9 protein-coding genes are annotated in these 23,883 nt (G+C 40.8%); 8 read left to right on the forward strand and 1 reads right to left on the reverse strand.

Annotated elements, in window-relative coordinates; genetic code table 11:
* Nucleotides 1-170: 170 nt before the first annotated feature.
* The 4 genes from ACGHIY_RS00155 to ACGHIY_RS00170 all read left to right on the forward strand — a co-directional run bounded on the left by ACGHIY_RS00155 (nucleotide 171) and on the right by ACGHIY_RS00170 (nucleotide 6,352).
* Nucleotides 171-1,688, forward strand: a complete 1,518-nt coding sequence (locus ACGHIY_RS00155; RefSeq protein WP_390525530.1) for a capsule assembly Wzi family protein — start codon at nucleotides 171-173, stop codon at nucleotides 1,686-1,688.
* Nucleotides 1,689-2,002: 314 nt separating this feature from the next.
* Nucleotides 2,003-3,079 (forward strand): acyltransferase, encoded by a 1,077-nt coding sequence (locus tag ACGHIY_RS00160; RefSeq protein WP_278451840.1) that lies wholly within the window; start codon nucleotides 2,003-2,005, stop codon nucleotides 3,077-3,079.
* A 66-nt stretch (nucleotides 3,080-3,145) separates the two neighbouring features.
* A complete protein-coding gene (locus ACGHIY_RS00165; protein WP_004698031.1) occupies nucleotides 3,146-3,472 on the forward strand; it encodes a hypothetical protein in 327 nt (108 codons plus the stop codon).
* 432 nt (nucleotides 3,473-3,904) lie between these two features.
* A complete protein-coding gene (locus tag ACGHIY_RS00170) occupies nucleotides 3,905-6,352 on the forward strand; it encodes an autotransporter domain-containing protein (protein WP_390525531.1) in 2,448 nt (815 codons plus the stop codon).
* Between the two features lie 676 nt (nucleotides 6,353-7,028).
* Here the strand turns inward: ACGHIY_RS00170 and ACGHIY_RS00175 are convergent.
* Nucleotides 7,029-7,286: a hypothetical protein gene (locus ACGHIY_RS00175; protein WP_390525532.1), complete on the reverse strand. Its 258-nt coding sequence runs from the start codon at nucleotides 7,284-7,286 to the stop codon at nucleotides 7,029-7,031.
* A gap of 362 nt (nucleotides 7,287-7,648) precedes the next feature.
* Between ACGHIY_RS00175 and ACGHIY_RS00180 the strand changes: the two genes are divergently transcribed.
* From ACGHIY_RS00180 to ACGHIY_RS00195, 4 genes are all read left to right on the forward strand, one after another.
* The gene (locus ACGHIY_RS00180; RefSeq protein ID WP_390525533.1) at nucleotides 7,649-8,692 is read left to right on the forward strand and encodes an inverse autotransporter beta domain-containing protein; all 1,044 of its coding nucleotides are present in this window, start codon (nucleotides 7,649-7,651) and stop codon (nucleotides 8,690-8,692) included.
* Nucleotides 8,693-9,354: 662 nt separating this feature from the next.
* On the forward strand, nucleotides 9,355-17,577 hold the full coding sequence (locus ACGHIY_RS00185; RefSeq protein WP_390525534.1) for an ESPR-type extended signal peptide-containing protein: 8,223 nt from the start codon (nucleotides 9,355-9,357) through the stop codon (nucleotides 17,575-17,577).
* Between the two features lie 75 nt (nucleotides 17,578-17,652).
* A complete protein-coding gene (locus ACGHIY_RS00190; protein WP_390525535.1) occupies nucleotides 17,653-18,297 on the forward strand; it encodes a hypothetical protein in 645 nt (214 codons plus the stop codon).
* A 262-nt stretch (nucleotides 18,298-18,559) separates the two neighbouring features.
* Nucleotides 18,560-23,881, forward strand: a complete 5,322-nt coding sequence (locus ACGHIY_RS00195; RefSeq protein WP_390525536.1) for an ESPR-type extended signal peptide-containing protein — start codon at nucleotides 18,560-18,562, stop codon at nucleotides 23,879-23,881.
* Nucleotides 23,882-23,883: the final 2 nt, after the last annotated feature.

Here is a 23,883-nt window from a genome sequence, read left to right on the forward strand (position 1 = left end):
TTTGGACTATTTCTATCAAATATAGATATTCAAAAGCTGCACAAGATTTGCATGTGTATATGGTAAAATAAAAATAGGTTATTTCCTAGTTTTTACTATTATATTTTGAGAGTGATAGTATATTTTGATTATGTACAAATTGTATTTATTATATCGAGGAGAGTTATTACGTGAAAAGTATTAAATTATTAGTTACAAGCGCCATTATGGCGATGGCTATCAGTCCCGTTTATGGCGCACAAATTGTATCACCCAATGTAAATTTAAATTCTACAACCTATGACATGATCGATTCCTTGCATGTTCAAGGTTATATTGATACATTGCCAACATCTAAGCCCTACAGCCGTTTACAAGTGGCTGAATGGATACAAGAAGCGAACGGTAAAGTGAATACCAATACGCCACAATTCGTTCGATCTATGATTCAAAATCTTGAAACTGAATATGCAGAGGATATTCAAACTTTGGCAATAGGTAAACAAGAGTCCAGAGTAGTAATCGATTCTGCTACAGTATCTGTAACTTCTACAAATTCCCCTGAGTACAACCAAAACCGTGGCGGTTGGGTTCGTACGGCGAGCACATACCAACCATTGAACAGCAATAACAATGGTTATAAGTATAATCGTGGTACTACAGTAAGCGGTGAAATGCATATTCGTGGTACGGCAGGTAACCATGTAGCATATGCTATTACACCGCGTGCTGATTTATTCGCTGGCGACAGCAGTGCGCGCCTTGTAAACGGCTATGTGAAAACACATATTGGTGCCGTAGAGGTGCAAGCTGGTAAAGATGAACTTTGGTGGGGGCCTATGCACCAATCCTCCCTCAACCTTTCCAACAATATGAATGCTTTAACAGGTGTGAAAGTAACGACTATTAACCCTGTAAAAGTGGGTGGTACGTTCCGCTTCTTGCGTTCCATTAAGCCAACTTTCGTATATGCAAAACTATCTGATGATCGCAACGATGTGAAGCATCCTAACTTTGTAGGTGCTCGTGTTGAAGTATCTCCTACAAAACGTCTTGTATTAGGTGCTAGCATGACATCCATTATGGGTGGTAAAGGGCGCCATTTAAGTCTTTCGGACTATGGCCGTTTCTTAATTGGAAAAAATGCTGATTCAGCATTAAAAGATAAATGGAATAGTATCGCTGGTTACGATGTTAAATGGACATTACCATCCATGGAAGTCTACGGCATGGTATATGGCGAAGACCAAGCTACAGGTCTTGGCTTTATTCCAAGTCCATCTAAAATTGCTTGGACTGCAGGTGTGTACTTGCCAAAACTTGGTAATCACGAAGACTGGAACCTTCGCTTAGAAGGTGGTAAAACAAGCAATTGGTGGTATGCACATTGGTCCTATAACGATGGTTATGTACATAAAGGCAATATTATCGGTGATTATATGGGCAACAGTAGTAATCGTTTATATGCTCGCCTTGGGCACTGGGATAAGAAAGCAAATTTAACAGGCTTTAATGTTGAGTACTTGCGTCTAAACCGCGAACTCAATACAAATGCAAAAGCTCTTAACGTTTGGGTTGATCACAGCCGTAAATTATCTAATGATTGGTCCTTAGCTGCGAAGGTAGGCGTGTCTAAACTTCACAATATGACCGATAAAAAAGATAAAACTACATACTTAGTAGGTGTAGACGTAAAACGTACATTCTAAGAAGGAATTTATTATAAGTCGGTATTATAAACGTATGTTTAAGATTTGCTGATTTTGAACAACAGTTTTCTAAACATTAGATTTGGTATATCATATTAATATTGTGAACGTTAATTAGTATTATAAATAAGTATAGCTTAACAAAAAGGCAGCTGGTGTATAATCAGCTGTCTTTTTTATGTGTAAAATTTGTCACAACATTCTCATATATTTCATGTATTTTATGATGTATACGATGTATACAAGTCATCATGGTAGTTACCAGTTGGCGTAGTATTCATATAGTTTGAGAGGAAGAATATGAGGTATAGAGAATGAGAGCGAGCAATATTGAGTTATTGCGTATCATTTCGATGATACTGATTATTATGCATCATTTTAGTGTGCATGGGACATTTCCCTTTACGCCAGACTTAACGTTTAATAAGGTGTTTCTCCAAGTATTTGGACTTGGAGGCAAGGCTGGTGTAGTTGCCTTTGTTATGATAACGGGCTATTTCATGGTTTCTAGTAGTTTTAAGCTGTACAAGTTTGTCAAGTTAGTAGGGCAAATATGGTTTTACAGCATTGCCATGTTGGGCGTGGCTATGGGTTTAGGACTCGATACGGTGACATCAAGGAATATGATACTCGCCTTATTGCCCATTGGTGCCATGAGTTGGTTTGGTCAGAACTTTTTGGTACTCTATTTATTAACGCCTATTATTAATCGAGTACTTCGTTGGCTACAGCATAAATACTACGTTATGCTTCTAGTGGTTTCCACGGTAATTTGGTTCTTAATACCGACGGCATTGAATTTGTGGCCTAATGTACCGCATACCACCTTTGGATTCAAACATATCTTTTCCTTTGTCGTATTCTATTCGATGGGGGCGTACATCAAGCTGTATGGCTCACATATAACAAAGAAAATAGGTATTATATTTACCACCATAGGCCTTGTAGGGGCCTTTCTAGGGGATATCCTTGTCGATGTACTAGCCATGATAGATCCAGCGTATATGAAACAGATTTTCTACTTTACGCAAAATGATTATGGCTTCTTTCAATTGCTATTAGGTATTGGCTTATTTATTATTTTTTTGAAAGCAAAGATCACTTATCGCCCTTGGATCAATGTGGTAGCATCTACTACCTTTGGCATATACCTATTGCATGACAATAGGCTATTCCTTCATCATATGTGGGACAATGTATTGGCAACGTATCAGTACTATGATTCAATAGTATTACCTCTGTATGCAATCTTTGTAGTGGCGCTCATTTTTGTCGTCGGTATGACCGTAGACTATGTGCGGTTAGCTTTCATAGAAAAACCTGTGATGAAAGCAATTACGCCAAGCCTCGACCGGATTCAGTTCAGGGTTGAGAAAGTAATGCCATTATAATGCGATTATCGGTGTTTTTTGGTATAATATATAAGTATTCTTACCATAAAACGGGAGGTAATTATAATGCGTAAATTCTTGTATATGTTAGCGGTATTGCTTGTATTAATTGGCATTAGCACAAACGATGTAGAAGCTCGTCAAGATGTGTATGCTACGACATATCTCGGTAATAACTGGTATGTAGATCAAGACTCTGTAAAGCGAGTGGGGGATATACTCAACTTTACGGTGTACACAACAGCAGGTCTTAGCTATAAAGTGACATCTAGCGATGATAACTATTACAATGCAGACGTGTTTTATGATAATAATAAACTCGTATCGGATAATGGCCAATCCGTCTGGAAATCTCCAGGTATGATGGCAGCTATGCGCGTGGCACGTAGATAAAAAGGCAGGATTTATTGATATGTCCTTCATTACTGAACATATAGTAATGGAGGACATGTTATATAATCTCTGCCTTTTCTTTTGCTTTGGAAAAAGCAAATAGCCCTTCGTTACCAGTGACTGGATAACTGAAAGGCCATTTCATCATATTTTTTATTCTTTTGAGATGAGCCCGACGGTTCTACTCGCTTGGCTATCTACTTATATTATAGGGATAAAAATATATATATCGTCAAATTCGAATGAGCGATAATATAGCTTTCAATAGATTTTTTATAATTATGGGCAGTACTTAGGTGCCGCCTTTTTCTTTTGTTATTTATTATTTTTTTGATGATGAAACAGTTTTCTTATGTTTACAATAATAGCCCCTATAAATTATAATTAAAAAGATTTAATGGTAATTTATAGTATGAATGAGAGAGGGTTCTTATGAAACGTGTGTGTAAAGCAAACTTATCATTAGCGATTGCCCTGACGATTGCTAGCTCTGTAATGCCTAATGTAATGGCAGAAGATACTGTTATTAGTGCCGTTAAGGGTGAGACCTTAAACTTGGGAAAGGTACAAGGGACACTGTATGGTATTGATGCAGATAATAAGAGTACTATTAATGCAGATTATGTATCTGGTAGACTAATGAATGGACGAAAGACTATCATTACTAGTCAAAATGGAAGTACTGTGAATATTAAAAATGGCGATCTTCAAGTTGGTCGTGGCAGTAATCCACTTGTTATTGCTAAAGGCGGTACTGTAAATCTCGGCGTAGATGGTAATAAGGGTAATTTTACTGGCCATGATATGTCCATTGAAGGCGATGTGCGTATCGATGGTAGCGATACACATCCATCTGAAATTAATATCGGTGTAGATAGTGATGAAGTACTATGGACTGGCTTTGCTCTCAACTTAGCAGATAAGAATGCAAAACAGCCAAACCATATCAATGTATTTCTTGGTGATCGTGGTTATTGGGACCATATGTATCAAGGTGGTTTAAATGGCACTAGATATAGCACAATGACAACTCCAAGCCATGTACATCGTTTGGTAGGTTCAAAAAATCGTAATTTTGAATCCATAGTAACTCAAAGTGAGCATAATGAAATTCACATTGATAAGTTAGAAGGTCATGTAAACTTTATTTATGATCCAAATGGTGAGTATGATGACAAAGAAGATCCAGATTACAAAGAGCGTAAAAATCTTGTAAATGGGTTGACTCCAGAATCCTTCTGGGGTGGTGATATCCATATTACAAGTGCGGCACCTAATTCCGGTGCTCATATGTATACGAGTCGTAAGGGATTAGACTTGTCTAGTGAAGATAATGTAAATAAAGTTTTAGATAACTTGGCACATAAGGTGTACTATCACAATTATGTAAATGGTGAAAGAAATCTTCAAGGCACGGTTGCTATTGCTTCTGAAGGTGCTGAATCCGTGCGTTTTAAAGTATTAACCGAAGGCCATGCTAAGGAAGGTGCTGTTACGTGGCAGGCTGATAAAAATGGTCAGGGTAAATATGAGTATGGTAAGGTGAAACCGACACCGCAACCGATTCCGAAGCCTGAGGTGAAACCGGCACCGGCTCCAACGCCTAAGCCGGAAGTGAAACCAGCACCGCAACCGACTCCGAAGCCTGAGGTAAAACCGGCTCCGGCGCCAACGCCTAAACCGGAAGTGAAACCAGCACCGCAACCGACTCCGAAGCCTGAGGTAAAACCGGCTCCGGTTCCAACACCTAAGCCGGAAGTGAAACCAGCACCGCAACCGACTCCAAAGCCTGAGGTAAAACCGGCTCCGGTTCCAACACCTAAGCCGGAAGTGAAACCAACACCGCAACCGACTCCAAAGCCTGAGGTAAAACCAGCGCCAGCGCCTAAACCGGAGGTGAAACCAGCACCGCAAGCAACTCCAAAAGCTGAGGAAAAACAAGCACCAGCTCTCGAGCAGAATCCTCAGATGCATGTGAATATGGGTGCGTTTGATACGCCACATATGCGCGGCGCTCGTTCCGCCATTATGAGTAATATTAATGGTTGGAGAACGTTGACAGATAATATGTATCGTTCACGTGTATTACAACAAGGCGAACCAACAGGTATTTGGGCTCGCGTTGGTGGAGGTAAATACAGCTTTAATGGAAACGGAATCGATACAGATACAACATACACTCGTATCCAAGGTGGTTACGATGCTAAAACTGGTAGCGGTTGGACCGTAGGAGGACAAGTTTCCTATCTTCGTGGTAACGATGATTACGTTTTTAACGGTTCTGGTAAGGAAAAAGCCTTTGCTGTTGGTGCGTATGGTTTGAAAAATCTTGGTAACAACCAATATATCCATATTGAGTCCCAAGTAGGTCGTGCATCTAACGATTTCACTGTTCGTAATGAGATTGGTGAAAAACTTTCTGGTGAGACTAAAGCTAATGCGTATACAATTGGTGCACGCTATGGTAAAACCGTGAAACTTTCAAATGGTACATATATCGACCCACAAGCACAATTGAGCTATACTCACTTTGGTGGTGATAGCTTCAATGCTGGCAGTATGCAAGTAGAACAGTCTGGTGTGAGCAGTACAGTAGGCGGTCTTGGCCTTGAAGTTGGTAAATACTTCGGTGCTGGTAATCTATATACTCGTCTTGGCGTTAATCATGCATTCTCTGGTACAGTAAAAACTACATATACTAGTGGTGCTACTACTAAATACACTTCCGAGGACATTAAAGGCACTTGGACAGATTTAGCCTTTGGTGGTCGCTATGGTTTTAATGCAAATAACAGCATCTTTGCTGATATTAGTACGGGTCTATCTGGTGATTATAAGGCCGGTTGGTCTGTAAATGCAGGATTTACACATAAATTTTAAGCGGATTATTAATAGATAGGAGCGATTTTAGTACATCGATAATTGCATGACAGGTAAAGTCGCCTATTGATTCATTCATATATTTCTTTAAAACGTTTCTTATTGTATCGAGCATTAGTTCGACTTATAATAGGATTAGGATAGTCAACGAGGTTGGGCCTCTCTTTGTTAATGAAGGGAGGGGTGTCTATGAGTGATTATGAGTTAATCATGCTAATTCTATAGGTAATAACTGTAGTTATTGCCTTTGGAGCACTTGTGGCTCTTATTTGTCTTGGAAAAGACAAATAGCCCTTCGTTACCAGTAACTGGATAACTGAAAGGCCATTTCATCAATTATTTATAGTTCTGAGATGAGCCTAACGGAACCACTCGCTTGGCTATCTACCTATATTATAGGAATAAAAATATATATCGTCAAATTGAGATGAAATACATTATTATAATAACTACATATAAATAATCATAAAAGCTGTACATACATAGATTAGATTGAACGGCTTTGATGTCAAAATCATTTTACATCAAGGGTAGTTCAAAAATCGACTATGTGTGTACAGCTTTTGTGTTTTGGTTTTAGTGTGTTTGTCATTAGAAGAATAGACAGAAAAGGCTGTAATTGAATGCGATATAACTGCATTTCAATTACAGCCCCTTTTAGGTTCTGTAAGAGGTTTTAGTTATCTTTCTTGATAAATTTCACGATAATACCGCCTACGGTCGATGCAATGCCGAGGCCGAGACAGAACATACCGATGGTGTGGATGAGAATAGATGTCTGGTTATTCTTGGAAATGGCCTGTGCCGCTTGTTGTGCACTGGTCGCATGTTTTGCGATTTCTACGTTGTTCGATGATGGATCTGGAATGATCAGCAAGATGACTACGGCGATGATTAAGGCTATAATGCCCATTGGTAATAATTTGTTCTTCATTGTAATTCTCCTTTTAAGAATTTATTAAACGTTGTTTATATATTTTGATTATACACTTATTATAAATATTTAAGAAGAGCTTATATATAAATAAAATGAAATTTACTTATGTATATGAAATATTATTATGGATTGTAACGATTATATTGTATGGATATTTTGTATGAATGTAGCATATTGTATTGTATTTGCATTGACAATCCTCTATATATTTATATAAAATAGAAATAATTTCATGTGTTGTTCATGATAAAATCATGAATCATCGGCATATGTAATCGTGTGTAATTAAGTATTATGTACGTAATTAAGTACGTACATAATTACGTAATGAGAAGTGTGTTTGTACGTAAGAGTGTGTAATGAAATATATAATCGTGTTGATGAGTGCCTTATGTATGTTTGTCATGCCTGTGTCGGGAAAACAGGTGGACAGAACAGCGCAACCTATGCAGGGGACTACGGTAAAACAAGTTCATAGTGAAAGTAAGACCGTATTATCTGACGACTCAGATACCTTCCATGTTAATTCATCTCATACTCCAGATCATGTCATCGGTCAGGGCGGATTGGAGATGCCGGACTCTACAGATAAAAAAACGACTCATTATTCCGATACGGATGCGGTCAACTCTGCGTTGCAGGCGGTGGTCATGACTGGTGTTCATTCCGCAATGCACGGATCGAAGGCGAAACCGTGGATGCAGCGAACTGTTGTGTCATTGCGTTTTCAAAAAAACTGGAAGCCTTTGTACGGTGTGGAAACATTGCAACCATTAGGTCATTATGATGAGACATCTCGCCATGTGTGGTTTACACAGGAGCGGTTGGCGAATGCAGCGGATACGGGGACGACGGCGAATGTAGGCGTCGGGTATCGGCGAATCGCGGCGAATGATGACCATTATTATGGCGGCAATCTGTTTTATGACCATCGGTTCAGAGGCAATCATGGTCGTATGAGCGTCGGGCTGGAGTATGTATCGGGTATCGGTGCGTTTCGCATGAACTGGTATCGCGGTGTGTCCGGCGAGCGTTCCCTTGACGGTGTGATGCGCTTGGAGAGTGTGTCTAACGGATATACTGCGGAATACGGGACAAGCTTCAAGAATGCCCGTTGGGCGCGCGTGTATATGGAAGCCTATCGTTGGCAGTTGCGCCGTAGTGAGGATAAGCATGGCTTGCGCATCGGTACGGAGTTGCAGCTCACGCCGAGGATTTCCGTGGACATGGGCTACAACAAGCCGGAGCATGAGCATGGTAGTCCGTACGGTAAAGTCATGTTCCGTCTAGCCGGTGTCGATACGGCTTGGTTTGGTGGTAACCATCGATCGGATACAAAAACATCGGTTCGTGCTAATATGTTGGAAAATGTGCGTCGTCAACATACGGTGTATGTTGATTAACAGTGTTGTCGTTGATGATCGACTCATATCTGAATTTGGACCTGAAATGGTGTTATTCCGTGTGGATACCATTGCCAAGAATCATGAAGGATAACCAACTATTGAACGTATAAGGATTAATAAAAAAATAGAATATCTATATAAATATTTATATATAATCTATATTTATATTGTGAAAGCCGAGGCTCTAGGGCCTCGGCTTTTTCGTGTACCTGTAGATGATAATCCTTCTGTATATAAAATTATCTTATCTATGAAAGTACTAAACTGAAAAGTTTAAAAATATGAAATTGATTACGTAATTACAATAATCGTTATATCCCGATATGTGGATTTATCGTAATAATTGATAGGAAAGATGAAGATTCTATTTCTTAAAACTAAAAAGTATTAAATTAGAAATAAATAAACGATAAAAATGAAGAAAAGATGAAAAAGTTGTTTACAAGATAGAAATTTTTTGATATTGTATAGCCGTGGGTAAGTATATGATGATACATCATAAATATTTATAGTATTCGAATCGTAATTTGGAATACTATTATTCTGTGCAAGAAGTGTAGATGATAACTAATCGTTATGCTTCTTCTTTTTATTTTGTTTGCAATATGAGGAAACACAAGTGCTGTGTTTTACTAAGTTTTTGGTAAGGAAGGATAATTATGAATCGAATTTATAATGTCATTTGGAGTAAGACAAAAAAATGCTATGTAGTAGTATCTGAAATCGTAAAAACAGGTGGTGGTAAGGCGAAATCCGTACAAAACGGTACAACCTGGGCTCGTATGAGTGCAGTTATGGCGGTAGCTGCATTATTGATGGGTGGTAATATTACTGCGGTTCATGCGGCTGGCGATCATACTGCTATGATTATTGATGGTGTAAATGGTGCTGGGTATGTTACTGGCAAACCACAGTCTAGTGATGGTAGTTATTTATACAACTATCAAAATCCAGGGAATTTAAAACCATTTGATAATAGTAATGATAGCAGCAATTATACAACAAATATGTTCTCCGGTATTTCTATCGGTAGTAATACAAATATACGAGAAGGTACTACAAACTATTATTCCGGTTTAGCTATTGGTAACTATGCTCAAGCTACAGGTGGTATTTCCTTTGCTTTAGGTCATTATGCTCAGGCTTTATCACCATCTGCTATGGCTCTTGGTACAGCTACAAAGGCGAGCGGATTTAACTCCTTGGCTATGATGCGTCAATCCGCTGCAGAAGGTGAGTTCTCTGCAGCATTAGGTACTGCATCTTGGGCAAAGGGTAATGGTAGTTTCGCCATGGGTTATTCTGCTACAGCAAAAGCGGATCAATCTATTGCAATCGGTGCAGCAGAAACTATAAAATTACCTGGTCAACAACATGGTACTCCTAGTGCACAATATAATGCCAATGGTAATACCGTAACAGAAGGTGTTCGTTCTCTTGCATTCGGTACAAAGGCGAGAACATCTACTGCTGCATCTGACTCCATGGCATTCGGTTCTTCATCCAGCACTGGTGGCGCCAATGCGGTAGCTATGGGTTATAGTGCTAATGCTAGTGCAGAGAATGCCTTTGCCATCGGTAATACAGCGCAATCATCCGCACAAAATGCGGTAGCGATGGGTAAAAGTGCAACTGCAAGTGGTGCAAACAGTTTTGCTATGGGTAATCAGGCTAAAACAACAGGTGCTGATGCTATCGCTATGGGTAGTACTGCTGAAGCAACTAAATCCAATTCTATCGCATTAGGGGGTAATGCGAAATCTCTAGGTGCAGATGCGCTTGCGCTTGGCGGTGCATCTAATGCTTCCAAAGATGGTGCGATTGCAATTGGTAAAGAAGCAAAAGCAAACAATACTAATACGACAGCTATCGGTCTTGGTGCTACTGTTACAGGTACTAACTCCATGGCTATCGGTACAAATGCTAAGGCTGAGTCCAATAACTCTTTGGCATTAGGTGCTGGTACGGAAGTAAGAGGTGCCTTGGTTAATGGTTACTCTGCTTTCACTAACCAACAAAATAACAATGTTGCAAACGGTGTAGTTGCGGTAGGTAACGTAGGTTCTGAGCGTCGTATCATCAATGTAGCAGGTGGTGAAAACGATACTGACGCAACAAATGTTAAACAATTAAAATTTGTAAACAGTAACTTGGCAAAATCCATTGCAGGTCCTACTTATACGGGCTATGAAGCGAATGGTTCTACATATAAAGCGCCTGATTTCAATATCAAGAATAGCACGTACCATACGGTAAAAGAGGCTGTTGAAGCAGCGCAAACGAATTTCTTCAGTGCTAAAGGCACATCTGCCGATGCGAACTACGATAACACAGGTGCTACAGGCAATAATGCGACAGCAGCCGGTGTACGTACTTCTGCAGCAGGTAACTTCGCGACAGCTGTCGGTGCTGATGCGACTGCAGCTAATGCGAACAGCACTGCTATCGGTTATAAAGCTAAATCCAGCGTAGATGACGGCGTTGCATTGGGTGCAAACTCCGTTGCTTCCGTTGCAGCAGGCAAAGCAGGTTATAATGTGAAAACTGCAGACAGCCGTACAAACGGATATAGCGGATTGACAGGCGCTGCGTTGACTTCCACTATGGGTGCGGTGTCCGTAGGTGACAGCGGTACAAAAACTCGTCAGATCACAAACGTGGCTGCAGGTACAGCTGATTCCGATGCTGTTAACGTGGCACAATTGCGCAATGTTAATTTAAAAGTAGTCGGCAACACTGGCAAAAATGACGTTTTATTGGATAACCAAACATTGACTGTAAAAGGCGACGGTTCTTATGTTACGACATCTGTTAACAACCAAACAATCGATGTAGCGTTGACTGATGCAACTAAGAAGAAAATCGATAATGCAGCAAACCAAGATTTATCCAATATTACCAACGCTGGTAAAAAGAATATTACTGCATTAGGTACTATTGTACAGGCCGGTAATAATGTAACTGTTGGAGCTCCTGCAGTAGATCCTACTACGGGTCAAAAAACATATACAGTAAATGGCATGGATACAAAGGTATCCTTGGGCACTAGCGGTTTAATGACGCTTTCAGGTGGTCAACCTGACGCAAGCGGTGTACGTAATTACACTGTAGATGTAGATCCAACTAAAGTGGCAAAAACTGACTTGTCCAACATTACAGACGGCGGTAAATCCGTTATTCGTGATGAAGCACAAAAAGCCGTAAAAGTTGTAGCTGGTAAAAATACAACGATTACAGAAGGTACTGACGGTACATATAAAACATATAAAGTTGACGTAGATGCTCCTGACTATCAATTAGTTGAAAATAGCAGTGCTGCTGATAAAGCTTACACTGTATCTGGCAATAAAGTTGACTTAACTGTACAAGATGCTAAAAATCCTGCGAATAAGAAAACTGTAACGATTAAGGATATCGCATCTAAAACAGAACTCGATAATACAAAAACAGAGCTTATTAATAAAGGTTTGAAATTCGATGCTGATAATGGCGGCGAAAAAACAAATAAATTAGGTTCCAAGGTAACAGTAGCTGGAGATGGTACTAATATCAGCACTACGATTACACAAACTGGTGACGATACAACAATTAAGGTTGCATTAGGTAAAGACATCAATGTTAATACTGTGACAGCTACTAAGACTGTAAAAGCTGGCACTGCTACTATGGGTACCCAATCTGTAACAGATAACAAAAGTGCTGCTCAGAACGGTAACTTTGTATCCGGTTTGGACAATAAAAATTGGACATTAACTGATCCTGCCTATGTATCTGGCCGTGCGGCAACAGAAGATCAACTTAAGATTGTTAGTGATGCTGTGAAAGCGGCTAACGCAAGTGCTTCTGATTATCGTTTAATCGCTAATCCGAACAATGCGGCAGATGGTTCTTATAAGGTTGATAACAATAAAGTTGATTTACAAGTGAAGGACGATAAATCCGGTACAGTTAATACTGTGACAATTAAGGATATTGCGTCTAAAACAGAACTTGATAAAGTAAAAGATCGTTCTGTGAAATACGATGGTAACACAGGTCATGACACAGTAACATTAGAAGGGGCTAACGGTACAAAAATCACTAACTTGAAGGACGGTAACGTAGCAGCTGGTTCTAAAGATGCTGTCAACGGCGGTCAATTACATCAAGTTAAGCAAGATCTTGGTGACCAAATCACAAATACTAAGAATGAATTAAACAATAAGATTGATACAACTAAACAAGATCTTATTGATAAAGGTTTGAAATTCGACGCTAATACAGGTGGTGAAAAAACAAATAAATTGGGCTCCAAAGTAGCAGTTAAAGGGGATAACTCTAATATCATTACGGAAATCTCTCAAGATGCTAACGGCGATAGCACAATTGATGTGAAACTTGGTAAAAACCTTAATGTGGAAACGATTACTGCAACTGGTGCAAACGGTAAGGACGGTAAAATCGGTATCAACGGTAAAGATGGTGTAACAACTAACATTTCCGTTACTCGTGACGGTCAACCTGGTGTAGACGGCGCTCCTAGCACAACTACAACTCGTATTACATACCAAAAACCTGATGGCTCTAACGAAGAAGTGGCGACATTGAACGACGGCCTTAAATTCAAAGGCGACATGGGTGCTACATCTAATGTTAAGCTTAACAAACAAGTGGACATCACAGGTGGTGTAACAAGTGCTTCCGATCTTGCTACAGGCAATAATATCGGTGTTACTTCTGCGGCTGTTGGTGCTGATGGCAATGCAAAATTACAATTGCAATTGGCGAAAAACTTGACTGGCTTGCAATCCGTAACGGCATCCGACACTGTGAAAGCAGGCACTGCCACTGTAGGTAATCATACTGTAGCGGATAAAAAAGGTGGTAACCAAACTGGTAACTTTGTAACAGGTTTAGATAATAGAACTTGGGACATTTCAGATCCTACGTATGTAGAGGGACGCGCAGCGACAGAAGACCAACTTAAGAAGGTTAGCGATGCTTTGAAAGCGTCTAATGCAAGTGCTACAGATTACCGTTTAATTGCTAATCCGAACAACGCGGCAGACGGTTCCTATAAGGTTGAAAACAATCAAGTAGACTTGAAGGTAAAAGACGAAAAATCCAGTGACGTTAAAACTGTAACGATTAAGGATATTGCATCTAAAACTGAACTAGATAATGTAAAAGATCGTTCCGTAAAATATGACGGTAACACAGGCCATGACACAGTAACATTGGAAGGTCCTAACGGTACAAAAATTACTAACTTGAAAGACGGTAACGTAGCGGCTGGTTCCAAAGATGCTGTAAACGGCGGTCAATTACACGATGCTAAAAACGAATTAAATAATAATATTACTAATGCGAAAACAGATCTTATCAACACAGGTCTTAAATTCGATGCCAATGTAGGCGGCGTAAAAACTAACAAGTTAGGATCCACTGTTACAATTCAAGGTGAAGGTACTGCTGCTGACGCTGATTATAGCGGTGAAAATCTTAAAACTTTCATCAATCAAGATGCGGCAACAGGCAATACGACTATTGACGTGAAAATGAACAAAAACCTTAAAGCTGAATCTGTGAAGGTTGGCAAAAATGGTAAGGACGGCGTATCTATTACAGGTCCTGACACAGCGAACGGTACAGATGGCAAGGTAGCTGTGACTGATAAAAACGGTAAAGAAGCAGTTTCTATTTCCGGTAAGGACGGCGTAGGCCACATCGGCTTGACAGGCCCTGCTGGAACGAACGGCGTGAATGGTACTAACGGTATCGACTTGTCCGTGAAACCTGGTTACGACGATCCTATGACAGGCGTTAAAGGCGAAAAAGGCGTTGATGGTACAAACGGTCTTACACGTATCGTTTACAAAGACGGCAACGGCGAACACCAAGTTGCGACTATGGAGGACGGTTTACAATTCACTGGTAACAACATTGGCACAGTGAATAAACAAAAATTGAACTCCTTGGTGAAAGTACAAGGTGAAGGCGTAACTGAAGCTGATTCTGCTGCATTCAAGAGCGCATCCGGCAACATCAACGTAAAAGCTGATGGCACTGACAAATTGGAACTTCAATTGGCGAAAGACCTTAAAAATCTTGATTCCGTAACAGCCGCTAAGACTGTGAAAGCAGGCGGTGCTACTATGGGTGGTCAAACTGTTAACAACACAGCTGGTGATAGCGAAACAGGCAATTATGTAACAGGGCTTGATAATAAAGATTGGGATGCAAATAAGATTGTATCTGGTCGTGCGGCAACAGAAGATCAATTGAAAAAAGCGTTGGATGCTCAAAGTGCTAACTCCACTGATTATCGTTTGATCAAGAATCAGGCGGCAGGCTCCAATGGAGACTACACTGTAGATGCGAACGGCGATGTAGCGTTGACTGTACAGGATAAGAATCATCCAGATCAAACAGAAACCGTTACAATTAAAGACGTTGCTTCTAAATCCAAACTTGATAAATTGAACGACCGTGCTGTTAAGTATGATTTGGACCCTACAGGTAATCTTGATAAATCCAAGGTAACTTACGAAGGTCCTACATATAACAACAAACAAGGTGGCACTCACGTAACGAATGTAGCATATGCTACAGGAAACGATGGTAGCGAAGCGGTTAATGTGGACTACTTGAATGACAAAATCAAAGATAGTGCGGATGCATTGACTAATAAAGGTTTGAAATTCGATGCTAACCAAGGCGGCGAAAAAACTAACAAGCTTGGCTCCAAAGTGACTATTAAAGGTGAAGGCACTGCAGATGACGATGATTACAGCGGTGAAAACCTTAAAACTTTCATCACACAAGATCCAACATCTGGTGATACAACTATCAATGTGAAGATGAATAAAAATCTTAAAGCTGAATCCGTGAAGGTTGGCAAAGATGGTAAGGATGGCGTGTCCATTACAGGTCCTGATGCAGCGAACGGTACAGATGGTAAGGTAGCTGTTACTGGCAAGGACGGCAAAGAAGCTGTATCTATTTCTGGTAAAGACGGTGTAGGTCATATCGGACTCAACGGTAAAGATGGCCGCAGCGCTGATATTTCCGTTGAAAAAGGTGATCCGGACCTCAACGGTAAGGAGATCACTCGTATTAAATACACTGATGAAGACGGTAAGACACATCAAGTGGCAACCAAAGATGACGGTATGGCATACGGTGGTGACTCCGGTAATGTGATTAAGAAAAAACTTAATGAACAATTGGACATTAAGGGCGGCTTAAGAAACGAAGACGATTTGACTGAAAATAATATTGGCGTTATCAGCAAAAATAATATCCTCAATGTTCGTTTGGCAAAAGACCTTAAAGACTTGAATTCCATTACTTTCAACAATGGAGCTAATGGTGCAAATGGTAAAACCGTTGTAAACGGCGAAGGTATGACTATTAAAGATGCAGCTGGTAATCCGTTGACAGCTGTTACAAAAGACGGCGTGAAGATTACCGATGGTCCATCTATGACGAAGGACGGCATCGATGCAGCAGGCAAGAAGGTTACAAACGTTCAAGATGGTAATGTTGCAAAAGACAGCAAAGACGCTGTTAACGGCGGTCAATTGCATGATGCTGTTGAAAGCCTTAAAACTAAAGGCTTTGGTCTTGAAGCGGAAGACGGTCAATCCGTGAAGAAACCTCTTGGTGAAACAATCGATCTAAAAGGTGACGGTAATATCAAAACTTCCGTGGACAACGGCGCTATCAAAATGGCCTTGAATGATAAAATCACTCTTGGCCAAGATCCAGCAAAACAAGTTAACATCGATGGTTCTGCAGGTACAATTACAGCTGGCAATGGCGGTAATCAAGTTAAGATTGACGGCAATGATGGTTCCGTAACTGCAAATACTGTGAAAGCCGGCGATGTAGTCGTAGGGAAACAAACTTCCGACGGTAAAGAAGGCAACTTTGTAACAGGTTTGGATAACAAAACTTGGGATCCTGAAAATCCTGTAGCAGTTCCTGGTCGTGCCGCAACAGAAGACCAATTGAAAGCTGTTAATGATGACTTCAATAATAAAGCAAGAACAGGCCGTGTATTCCAAGGTGACCAACCTGGTGATAGCGGTAAAGTGGTTCGTGGATTGGGAGATACTATGAACCTTACTGGTGGTGCGGATGTGAACCGTTTAGCGGATAACAATATTGGTGTTGTGAAAAACGCTGCTAGTGATGGCTATAACATCAAGTTGGCGAAAGACTTGAAAGGTCTTGAGTCCGTAACTACTACAGATGCTGCTGGTAATACGACTGTTATGAACGGTGGCGGCGTGACAATTACACCTGCTCAAGGTAATGCTGTAAGCCTTACTAAAGACGGTCTCAATAACGGTGGTAATAGAATTACTAATGTAGGCCCTGGTGTAGATGGCACTGATGCGGTTAACGTAAATCAATTGAGCAATGTTATGCGTAGTGTGGATGGTAAGATCGCTGATGTAGGTGCTACTAGTGCAGCTATTTCCGGCCTCAAACCTTTACAATATGATCCATTGGAACCAACTCAAGTATTGGCTGCTGTAGGTCACTACAAAGGCAGCACAGCTGCTGCTGTAGGCGTAGCACATTATACTAATGAGTCTACAATGTTCCATATGGGCGTATCTCTTGGCGGTCATGACAACATGATTAATGCGGGCGTATCCTATAAATTTGGTACATCCGATGCTAAGAAAGCCATTCCAGCACGCTATAAAGCAGGCCCTATCAGCTCTGCATATGTATTGCAAGATGAAGTGACTGCGTTAAAAGCTGAGAATGAACGCATGAAACAACATGACTTAGAGTTAACTGCTAAATACGATCAAGTACAACGCGATAATGAAGAAATGAAAGCTCAAATCGCATTGTTGATGCAACAAGTAGGTCTTTCTAAATAAAAAGAATTCTTTGTCTTGTTATGTAAGGAATATGAAAGCCGCCCCTTCTAGGGCGGCTCATCATAAGGAGGAAGTATGAAATTCAAAACATTTATGCCTGTATTGGCACTGGCTTGTGTGTGTGCGGTAGGTCAAGCAGATGCGGATCAAGATCGATTGATGATGCCAGAACAACCGGCTGAACCATTAAACGTGATTGAAGCGGAAGTTGCGGTTCCTGTACCTAGCGAAGAAGTTCGCGACGTTGTTAATGCTTTCACACAATTCCAATTGGACCAAAAGGGCAAACGTATCATGGATGATTCCCGCATTATGACTGGTCAAGAGCGTTACCGTAACAATGTGTTGTACTACATGAACGTTCGCCGCAGCTGGTACATCGTGAGCCATCGTTATAAAAATGATAGCTATGGTCGTTTAGCGTTGGACCGTTTGTACAACGATTACAAACAGTTCTTTACAGAACATGCGACTGTATCTGAAGACGCTAAATTGGACTATGCGCAACAAATCATCGATATCTTGGATCGCAATACAGCCAATGTACATGATGATGAATTGCGTTTCTACATGAACGAAATGGTTATCTTCAGCTTGAACGAAGCCATGAAAGACGGCAATAATCGCGTGAAACCTGTGGACGAAAAAATGGCTCCTACTTTGGATGAACTTCCTACAGTAGACCTTCGCAAAGCGATTAATGCACCAACAATCCAATAAAATAATTTAATAGAATGAATAAGAATATCGAGGACTGTCCTAGTGGTAGTACCTCGATATTTTTTTATATATCGAAATAATTGATAATCTAAACGTATAATTTCATGAAAATAAAATGAAAAAAATTTTACTTTTCCAGAAATATGTGGTATTTTAGTAGTATATTTTTAAAAATATCGATATATTCTCATTGATTATCGATTTATTTCTAAGATTTTTATGTAAGTGGATATAGTTAGTTTGCTTTAAAGGAGAAAGATTAATGAATCGAGTATTTAAAGTGATTTGGAATCGCACAAAGGGTTGTTATGTTGTTGTGGCAGAAACAGCAAAGAACATGACGAAACGTTCCTCTTTGTCGGTTGTATTTTCTAAAATGGTAGGTGCTACAGCTGTTGCCGTTATGTTGACAGGCGTTATGATGCCTACGGATGTCTTGGGGGCACCAATTACAAGAGGTACTGGTGCGACAGCTGAAAACGACGGTGGTATTGCCATTGGTGAAAGAACAAATGCTCGCGGTGACTATAGTGTGGCTATGGGTACAGACGCTACTGTTGGTAAAAATGATCCATCCGAATCTGAAAGCCAAAACGGTATCGCTATCGGTCATGGTGCTACAGTAAGTGTTAACCCTGCTACAGCAACACCAGGTATTACAGACAAGAGCGGTGGTATTGCCATCGGCCATGATGCGACAACTAAGGATATCAATACAATTGCTATTGGTACAAGCACTATCGGTCAAGGTGCGCAAGCTGTAGCTATCGGTCGTAATGCGCGCACAATTGCTAATAACGGCGTAGCTATCGGTAATGAAGCACGCGTACAATCCACGAACGGCTTTGCCCTTGGTAATAATGCACGTGCCGGATTTGATGAAGCTAATCAATTGATAGGCCTTGATAATGATCAGGCTTTTGGCTCTAACGCACGTGCTTATGGTGGTTCCTCCATGGCGTTTGGTAATAATGCAAAGGCGTCTAAAGGTGGTGCTGTTGCTATGGGTAACGGCTCTCAATCTCGTGGTGAGTGGGGCGTAGCCATCGGTAATGGTGCAAAAGCATTAGCACAAGGTGCCCGTGCTATTGGTGCTAACTCTACAGCTGATGCAACTAATGCAGCGGCTATGGGTTGGGACAGTGTCGCTAGTGGCGCTTCCTCCATTGCTATAGGTGAAACAGCAAAGTCAACAGGTACTAATTCTATTGCTATCGGTACAGGTGCAAAGGCAACCGGTGAAAGTACTGTAGGAACAAATATTCCGACAAGTACGGTGGCTATCGGTCAAGGTGCACAAGCGTTGGAAAACGGGGATGTTGTTATCGGTCGTTCCGCAAAGAGTATTGTTTCTACGGAACATGGAAATCCTGGATCTGGCGCTGTTGTTATGGGGGCAGATGCCGCTTCTTACGGTGCTCGTGGTGATGTGGCTATCGGTGCATCTGCGGAAACAAATGTAAAAATTAAGAATGATGGTGGTACTGTTAATCCTAAATATGCTCAAGGTGTAGCTATTGGTAGCACTGCGAAAACTTATGGCACACAGTCTCTTGCACTGGGTGCAGATACAAGAGCTATCGGTAATTCATCTGTTGCCATCGGTGGTGATGATATCGATATGGCTCGTACTGAATTAGAAACAGCTGTGCCTCAATTGGCCGCAGGAAACGGTATTAAGAAAAGCTTTAACAAGGAAATTGAAGATAAATTCGCTGGTACTCTTGGTTCGGCAGCTATCAATGTAAAGGGTAAATATGCAAATACGGCGGCTATCGGTGATGCAACTACGGCTATTGGTACATTGAGCGAAGCTTATGGTACAGGTTCTACAGCAATCGGTATCAACTCTTTGACTAAAGGCGTAGCGAGTACAGGTATCGGTATCATGGCACGTAGCTGGGGAACAAATTCTCTTGCTCTCGGTACGCAAGTTGGTGCTTACGGTGATCGTTCATCCTCTATCGGTGATACAAATCAGGTCGGTTTAGATATGAAAGACGGCTCTAAATCCGGGAAAGAATCCGCTGCTGTTGGTTCTAAGAATACGATTTACGGCAATCAGGCGTATGCTATCGGTGCAGGAAATACCATCGGTTCCGCTACCGTTGTGACCACGACAGAAGCAAACGGCAGTGGTGCAGGTGCCGATCAGGATAAAATTACAACCGTTACTGCCGGTACTGTTAAGGGTAATATGTCTGGTGCGTTCGGCTATAAGAACAGTATTACGGCTGATAATTCTTATGCAGTAGGTAGTAATTCCAATGTTTCCGCTGATGGGGCTATGGTTCTTGGAAACAATGCTTCCATAACAGCGAAAAATGCTGTGGCTCTTGGTAATAATACAAAGGTAGATAATGAAGGTGCTGTAGCGTTGGGTACGGGTTCTGAAACGGCAGCAGCTGTGGCGACACCTTCTGCAACTATAAATGGAACTGTACATAACTTTGCAGGTATTAACCCAGCATCTACCGTAAGTGTAGGCAAGACAGGCATGGAACGGACCGTTACTAATGTAGCAGCAGGTCGTATTTCCGCTACTTCTACGGATGCTATCAATGGTAGTCAATTGCATGCTGTTACTTCAGAGATGGATAAGGGTGTGGCATATGCCGGTGATGTGAAATCTGCATCGGCTACAGCTAATCAATTTACTCGTAAACTTGGTGAACAGACGAATATTGTCGGTGGGGTGACTGATCCGACAAAATTGTCTGATAACAATATTGGTGTTGTATCTAATGGATCGGATACGTTGAATGTGAAACTAGCTAAAACATTGACAGGTTTGGACAGTGTTACAGCCGGAAATACAACGATCAATAATGGTGGCTTAACTGTAGACGGTAAGACTTATGTAACGCCGAACGGTATCAATGCGAACAATCAAAAGATTACCAACGTGGCGGACGGTAGCAATCCTAATGATGCGGTTAACTACAGCCAATTACAAAAGGCTATCGGCGGTACTGTAAAGGCATCTAGTGTAAAAGCAAAGGATACGAATGTAACCGTAACAGAAGGTACAAATGCGGCAGGGGGTAAGGAATATACTGTCGGCTTAGGTGATAAGATTACTGTAGGTGGTACGACATCAGCACATCCTGTAACTGTAGACGGTACTACCGGTCATGTAACAGGTCTTACCAATACGGACTGGGATGTAGATCATCCTGTAGCTGTATCTGGTCGTGGCGCTACTGAAGATCAATTGAAGAAGGTTAACGATAAAGTTAACACGAATAAATCTGCTATTGATAAAAATGCCGGAAATATAGCTAATAATAAGAATGATATCAATAAGAACAAGCAGGACATCGCCGATAATAAGCAAAATATTGCGAAAAATGCAGAGGATATCGTGAATATTAATACGACTCTTGATAAGGGTTTGAATTTCGTTGGTGATACTGGTGCTGTAAGCAACAGAAAATTAGGTGATACCGTAACTATCAAAGGTGGTGCTGATGCAGCTAAGTTATCCGACAATAATATTGGCGTTGTATCTGAAAGTAATGGTACATTAAATGTAAAATTGGCGAAAGAATTACAAGGATTAACATCCACAACTTTCACAAATGGCGGCAATAAAACTGTTATCAACGGTGATGGTATGACAATTAATCCTGCTGGCGGTAATAAGGTAAGCCTCACAAAAGATGGTTTAAACAACGGCGGTAATACGATTACCAATGTAGGACCTGGTGTGAACGGCACAGATGCAGTTAATAAAAATCAATTAGATAGTGCTATATCTGGTGCAAAGACAACTGTAAGCGGCAGTAATAATATTGAAGTAGTTTCATCAAGTAAAGCGGGTAGTGGTACAAATTACGAAGTGAAACTAAAAGATACAATAACATTGGGCTCTGATGCTACGAAGCAAATCGCAATGGATGGTACTACAGGTACTATCAAGGCTGGCGATAAAGTTACAATCAATGGCAATAAAGGTACGATTAAAGCTGGTAATGTAACAATTGACGGTGAAAACGGTACCATTAAAGCTGGCGACAAGGTAACTATCGATGGTAAAGACGGTAAGATTGCGGCAGGCAAAGTATCTGTTGATGGTAAAGACGGTTATGTGACAGGTCTAGAAAACAAAGATTGGGATCCTGACAACATCACAAGCGGTCGTGCTGCTACAGAAGATCAATTGCAAAAATCTCATAAATCATTGGATAACAAGATTAATAACCTAGGTGATAAAATCACGAAAAAAGGTTTGAACTTTGGTGCCAATAGCGGTAATCCAGTTCATAAAAATTTAGGTGAAACTGTATCCGTTGTGGGTACAGGCGATAAGGCTGATACTAATTACTCTTCTGAAAACATTAAAACAAAAATTAATGCGGATGGAAATATAGAGGTTATGATGGATAAAGACCTCAAAGCTGACAGCGTAACTACTGATAAGGTAAAAGTTGGTAAAAACGGTCAAGATGGCGTATCTATTACTGGTCCTAATGGTGTTGACGGTACAGACGGTAAAGTAGGTATCACAGGCAAAGACGGTAAAGACGCTGTATCCATGTCCGGTAAAGACGGTGTTGGTCATATCGGTTTAACTGGTAAAGACGGCCGTAATGCGGATATTACCGTTGATAAAGGTGATCCAGACTTAGACGGTAATGCAATCACTCGTATTAAGTACCAAGACGAAAACGGTAAGACACATCAAGTGGCAACTAAAGACGATGGTATGAAATATGGTGGCGATAGCGGTTCCGTAATCAAGAAAAAGCTTAACGAACAAGTTAATGTAGTGGGTGGCATTACTGATGCTAACAAGTTGACTACAGAGGATAATTTAGGTGTCGTATCTGATGGAACTGGTAACCTGAAGGTTCGTATGGCGAAAGACTTGAAAGGCCTTGAAACAGTAACCACTAAGGATGCTGCAGGTAATACTACAGTTATGAACGGTGGCGGTGTAACAATTACACCTGCTAGCGGTAATGCTGTAAGTCTTACTAAAGATGGCCTCAACAATGGCGGTAATACAATTACCAATGTAGGCCCTGGTGTAAACGGCACTGATGCAGTTAACGTAAATCAATTGAAAGGTGCTACAGATGGGTTAGCTAATGCTATTAACTCCGTAGCGGGCGAAACACAACGTGTAGGCGCACATGCGGCGGCTATGTCTGCATTGAAACCTATTCAATATGATCCATTGGAACCAACTCAAGTAATGGCTGGTATCGGTAATTACAGAGGTGAAACTGCGGCAGCTCTTGGCGTTGCACATTACACAGCAGAAGATACAATGTTCCATGTAGGCGTATCTGTTGGTAGCCACCATAACATGGTAAATGCTGGTGTAACTCGTAAATTCGGTGCTTCCGATGCGAAGAAAGCAGTTCCTGAACGTTACAAAGGCGGTCCTATCAGTTCTATGTACGTAATGCAGGATGAAATGACTGCTTTGAAAGCTGAAAATGCACGCATGAAAGCGCAGGATGAAAAATTAACTGCAGACTATGCGGTATTAAAAGAAGATAATCTTCGTCTACAGAAAGATAACGAAGAAACTAAGCGACAATTGGCTCTTATTATGAGTCGTTTGGGCATGTAATT

The sequence above is a fragment of the Veillonella parvula genome (assembly GCF_042850485.1).
Lineage (GTDB): Bacteria > Bacillota > Negativicutes > Veillonellales > Veillonellaceae > Veillonella > Veillonella parvula_Q.

What these genes read in the sequence shown, in the direction of transcription:
- ACGHIY_RS00160 (WP_278451840.1), top strand. Translation starts at nt 2,003, where the DNA reads ATGAGAGCGAGCAATATTGAGTTATTGCGTATCATTTCGATGATACTG.
- ACGHIY_RS00195 (WP_390525536.1), top strand. Translation starts at nt 18,560, where the DNA reads ATGAATCGAGTATTTAAAGTGATTTGGAATCGCACAAAGGGTTGTTAT.
- ACGHIY_RS00175 (WP_390525532.1), bottom strand. Translation starts at nt 7,286, where the DNA reads ATGAAGAACAAATTATTACCAATGGGCATTATAGCCTTAATCATCGCC.
- ACGHIY_RS00185 (WP_390525534.1), top strand. Translation starts at nt 9,355, where the DNA reads ATGAATCGAATTTATAATGTCATTTGGAGTAAGACAAAAAAATGCTAT.
- ACGHIY_RS00190 (WP_390525535.1), top strand. Translation starts at nt 17,653, where the DNA reads ATGAAATTCAAAACATTTATGCCTGTATTGGCACTGGCTTGTGTGTGT.
- ACGHIY_RS00180 (WP_390525533.1), top strand. Translation starts at nt 7,649, where the DNA reads ATGAAATATATAATCGTGTTGATGAGTGCCTTATGTATGTTTGTCATG.
- ACGHIY_RS00165 (WP_004698031.1), top strand. Translation starts at nt 3,146, where the DNA reads ATGCGTAAATTCTTGTATATGTTAGCGGTATTGCTTGTATTAATTGGC.
- ACGHIY_RS00170 (WP_390525531.1), top strand. Translation starts at nt 3,905, where the DNA reads ATGAAACGTGTGTGTAAAGCAAACTTATCATTAGCGATTGCCCTGACG.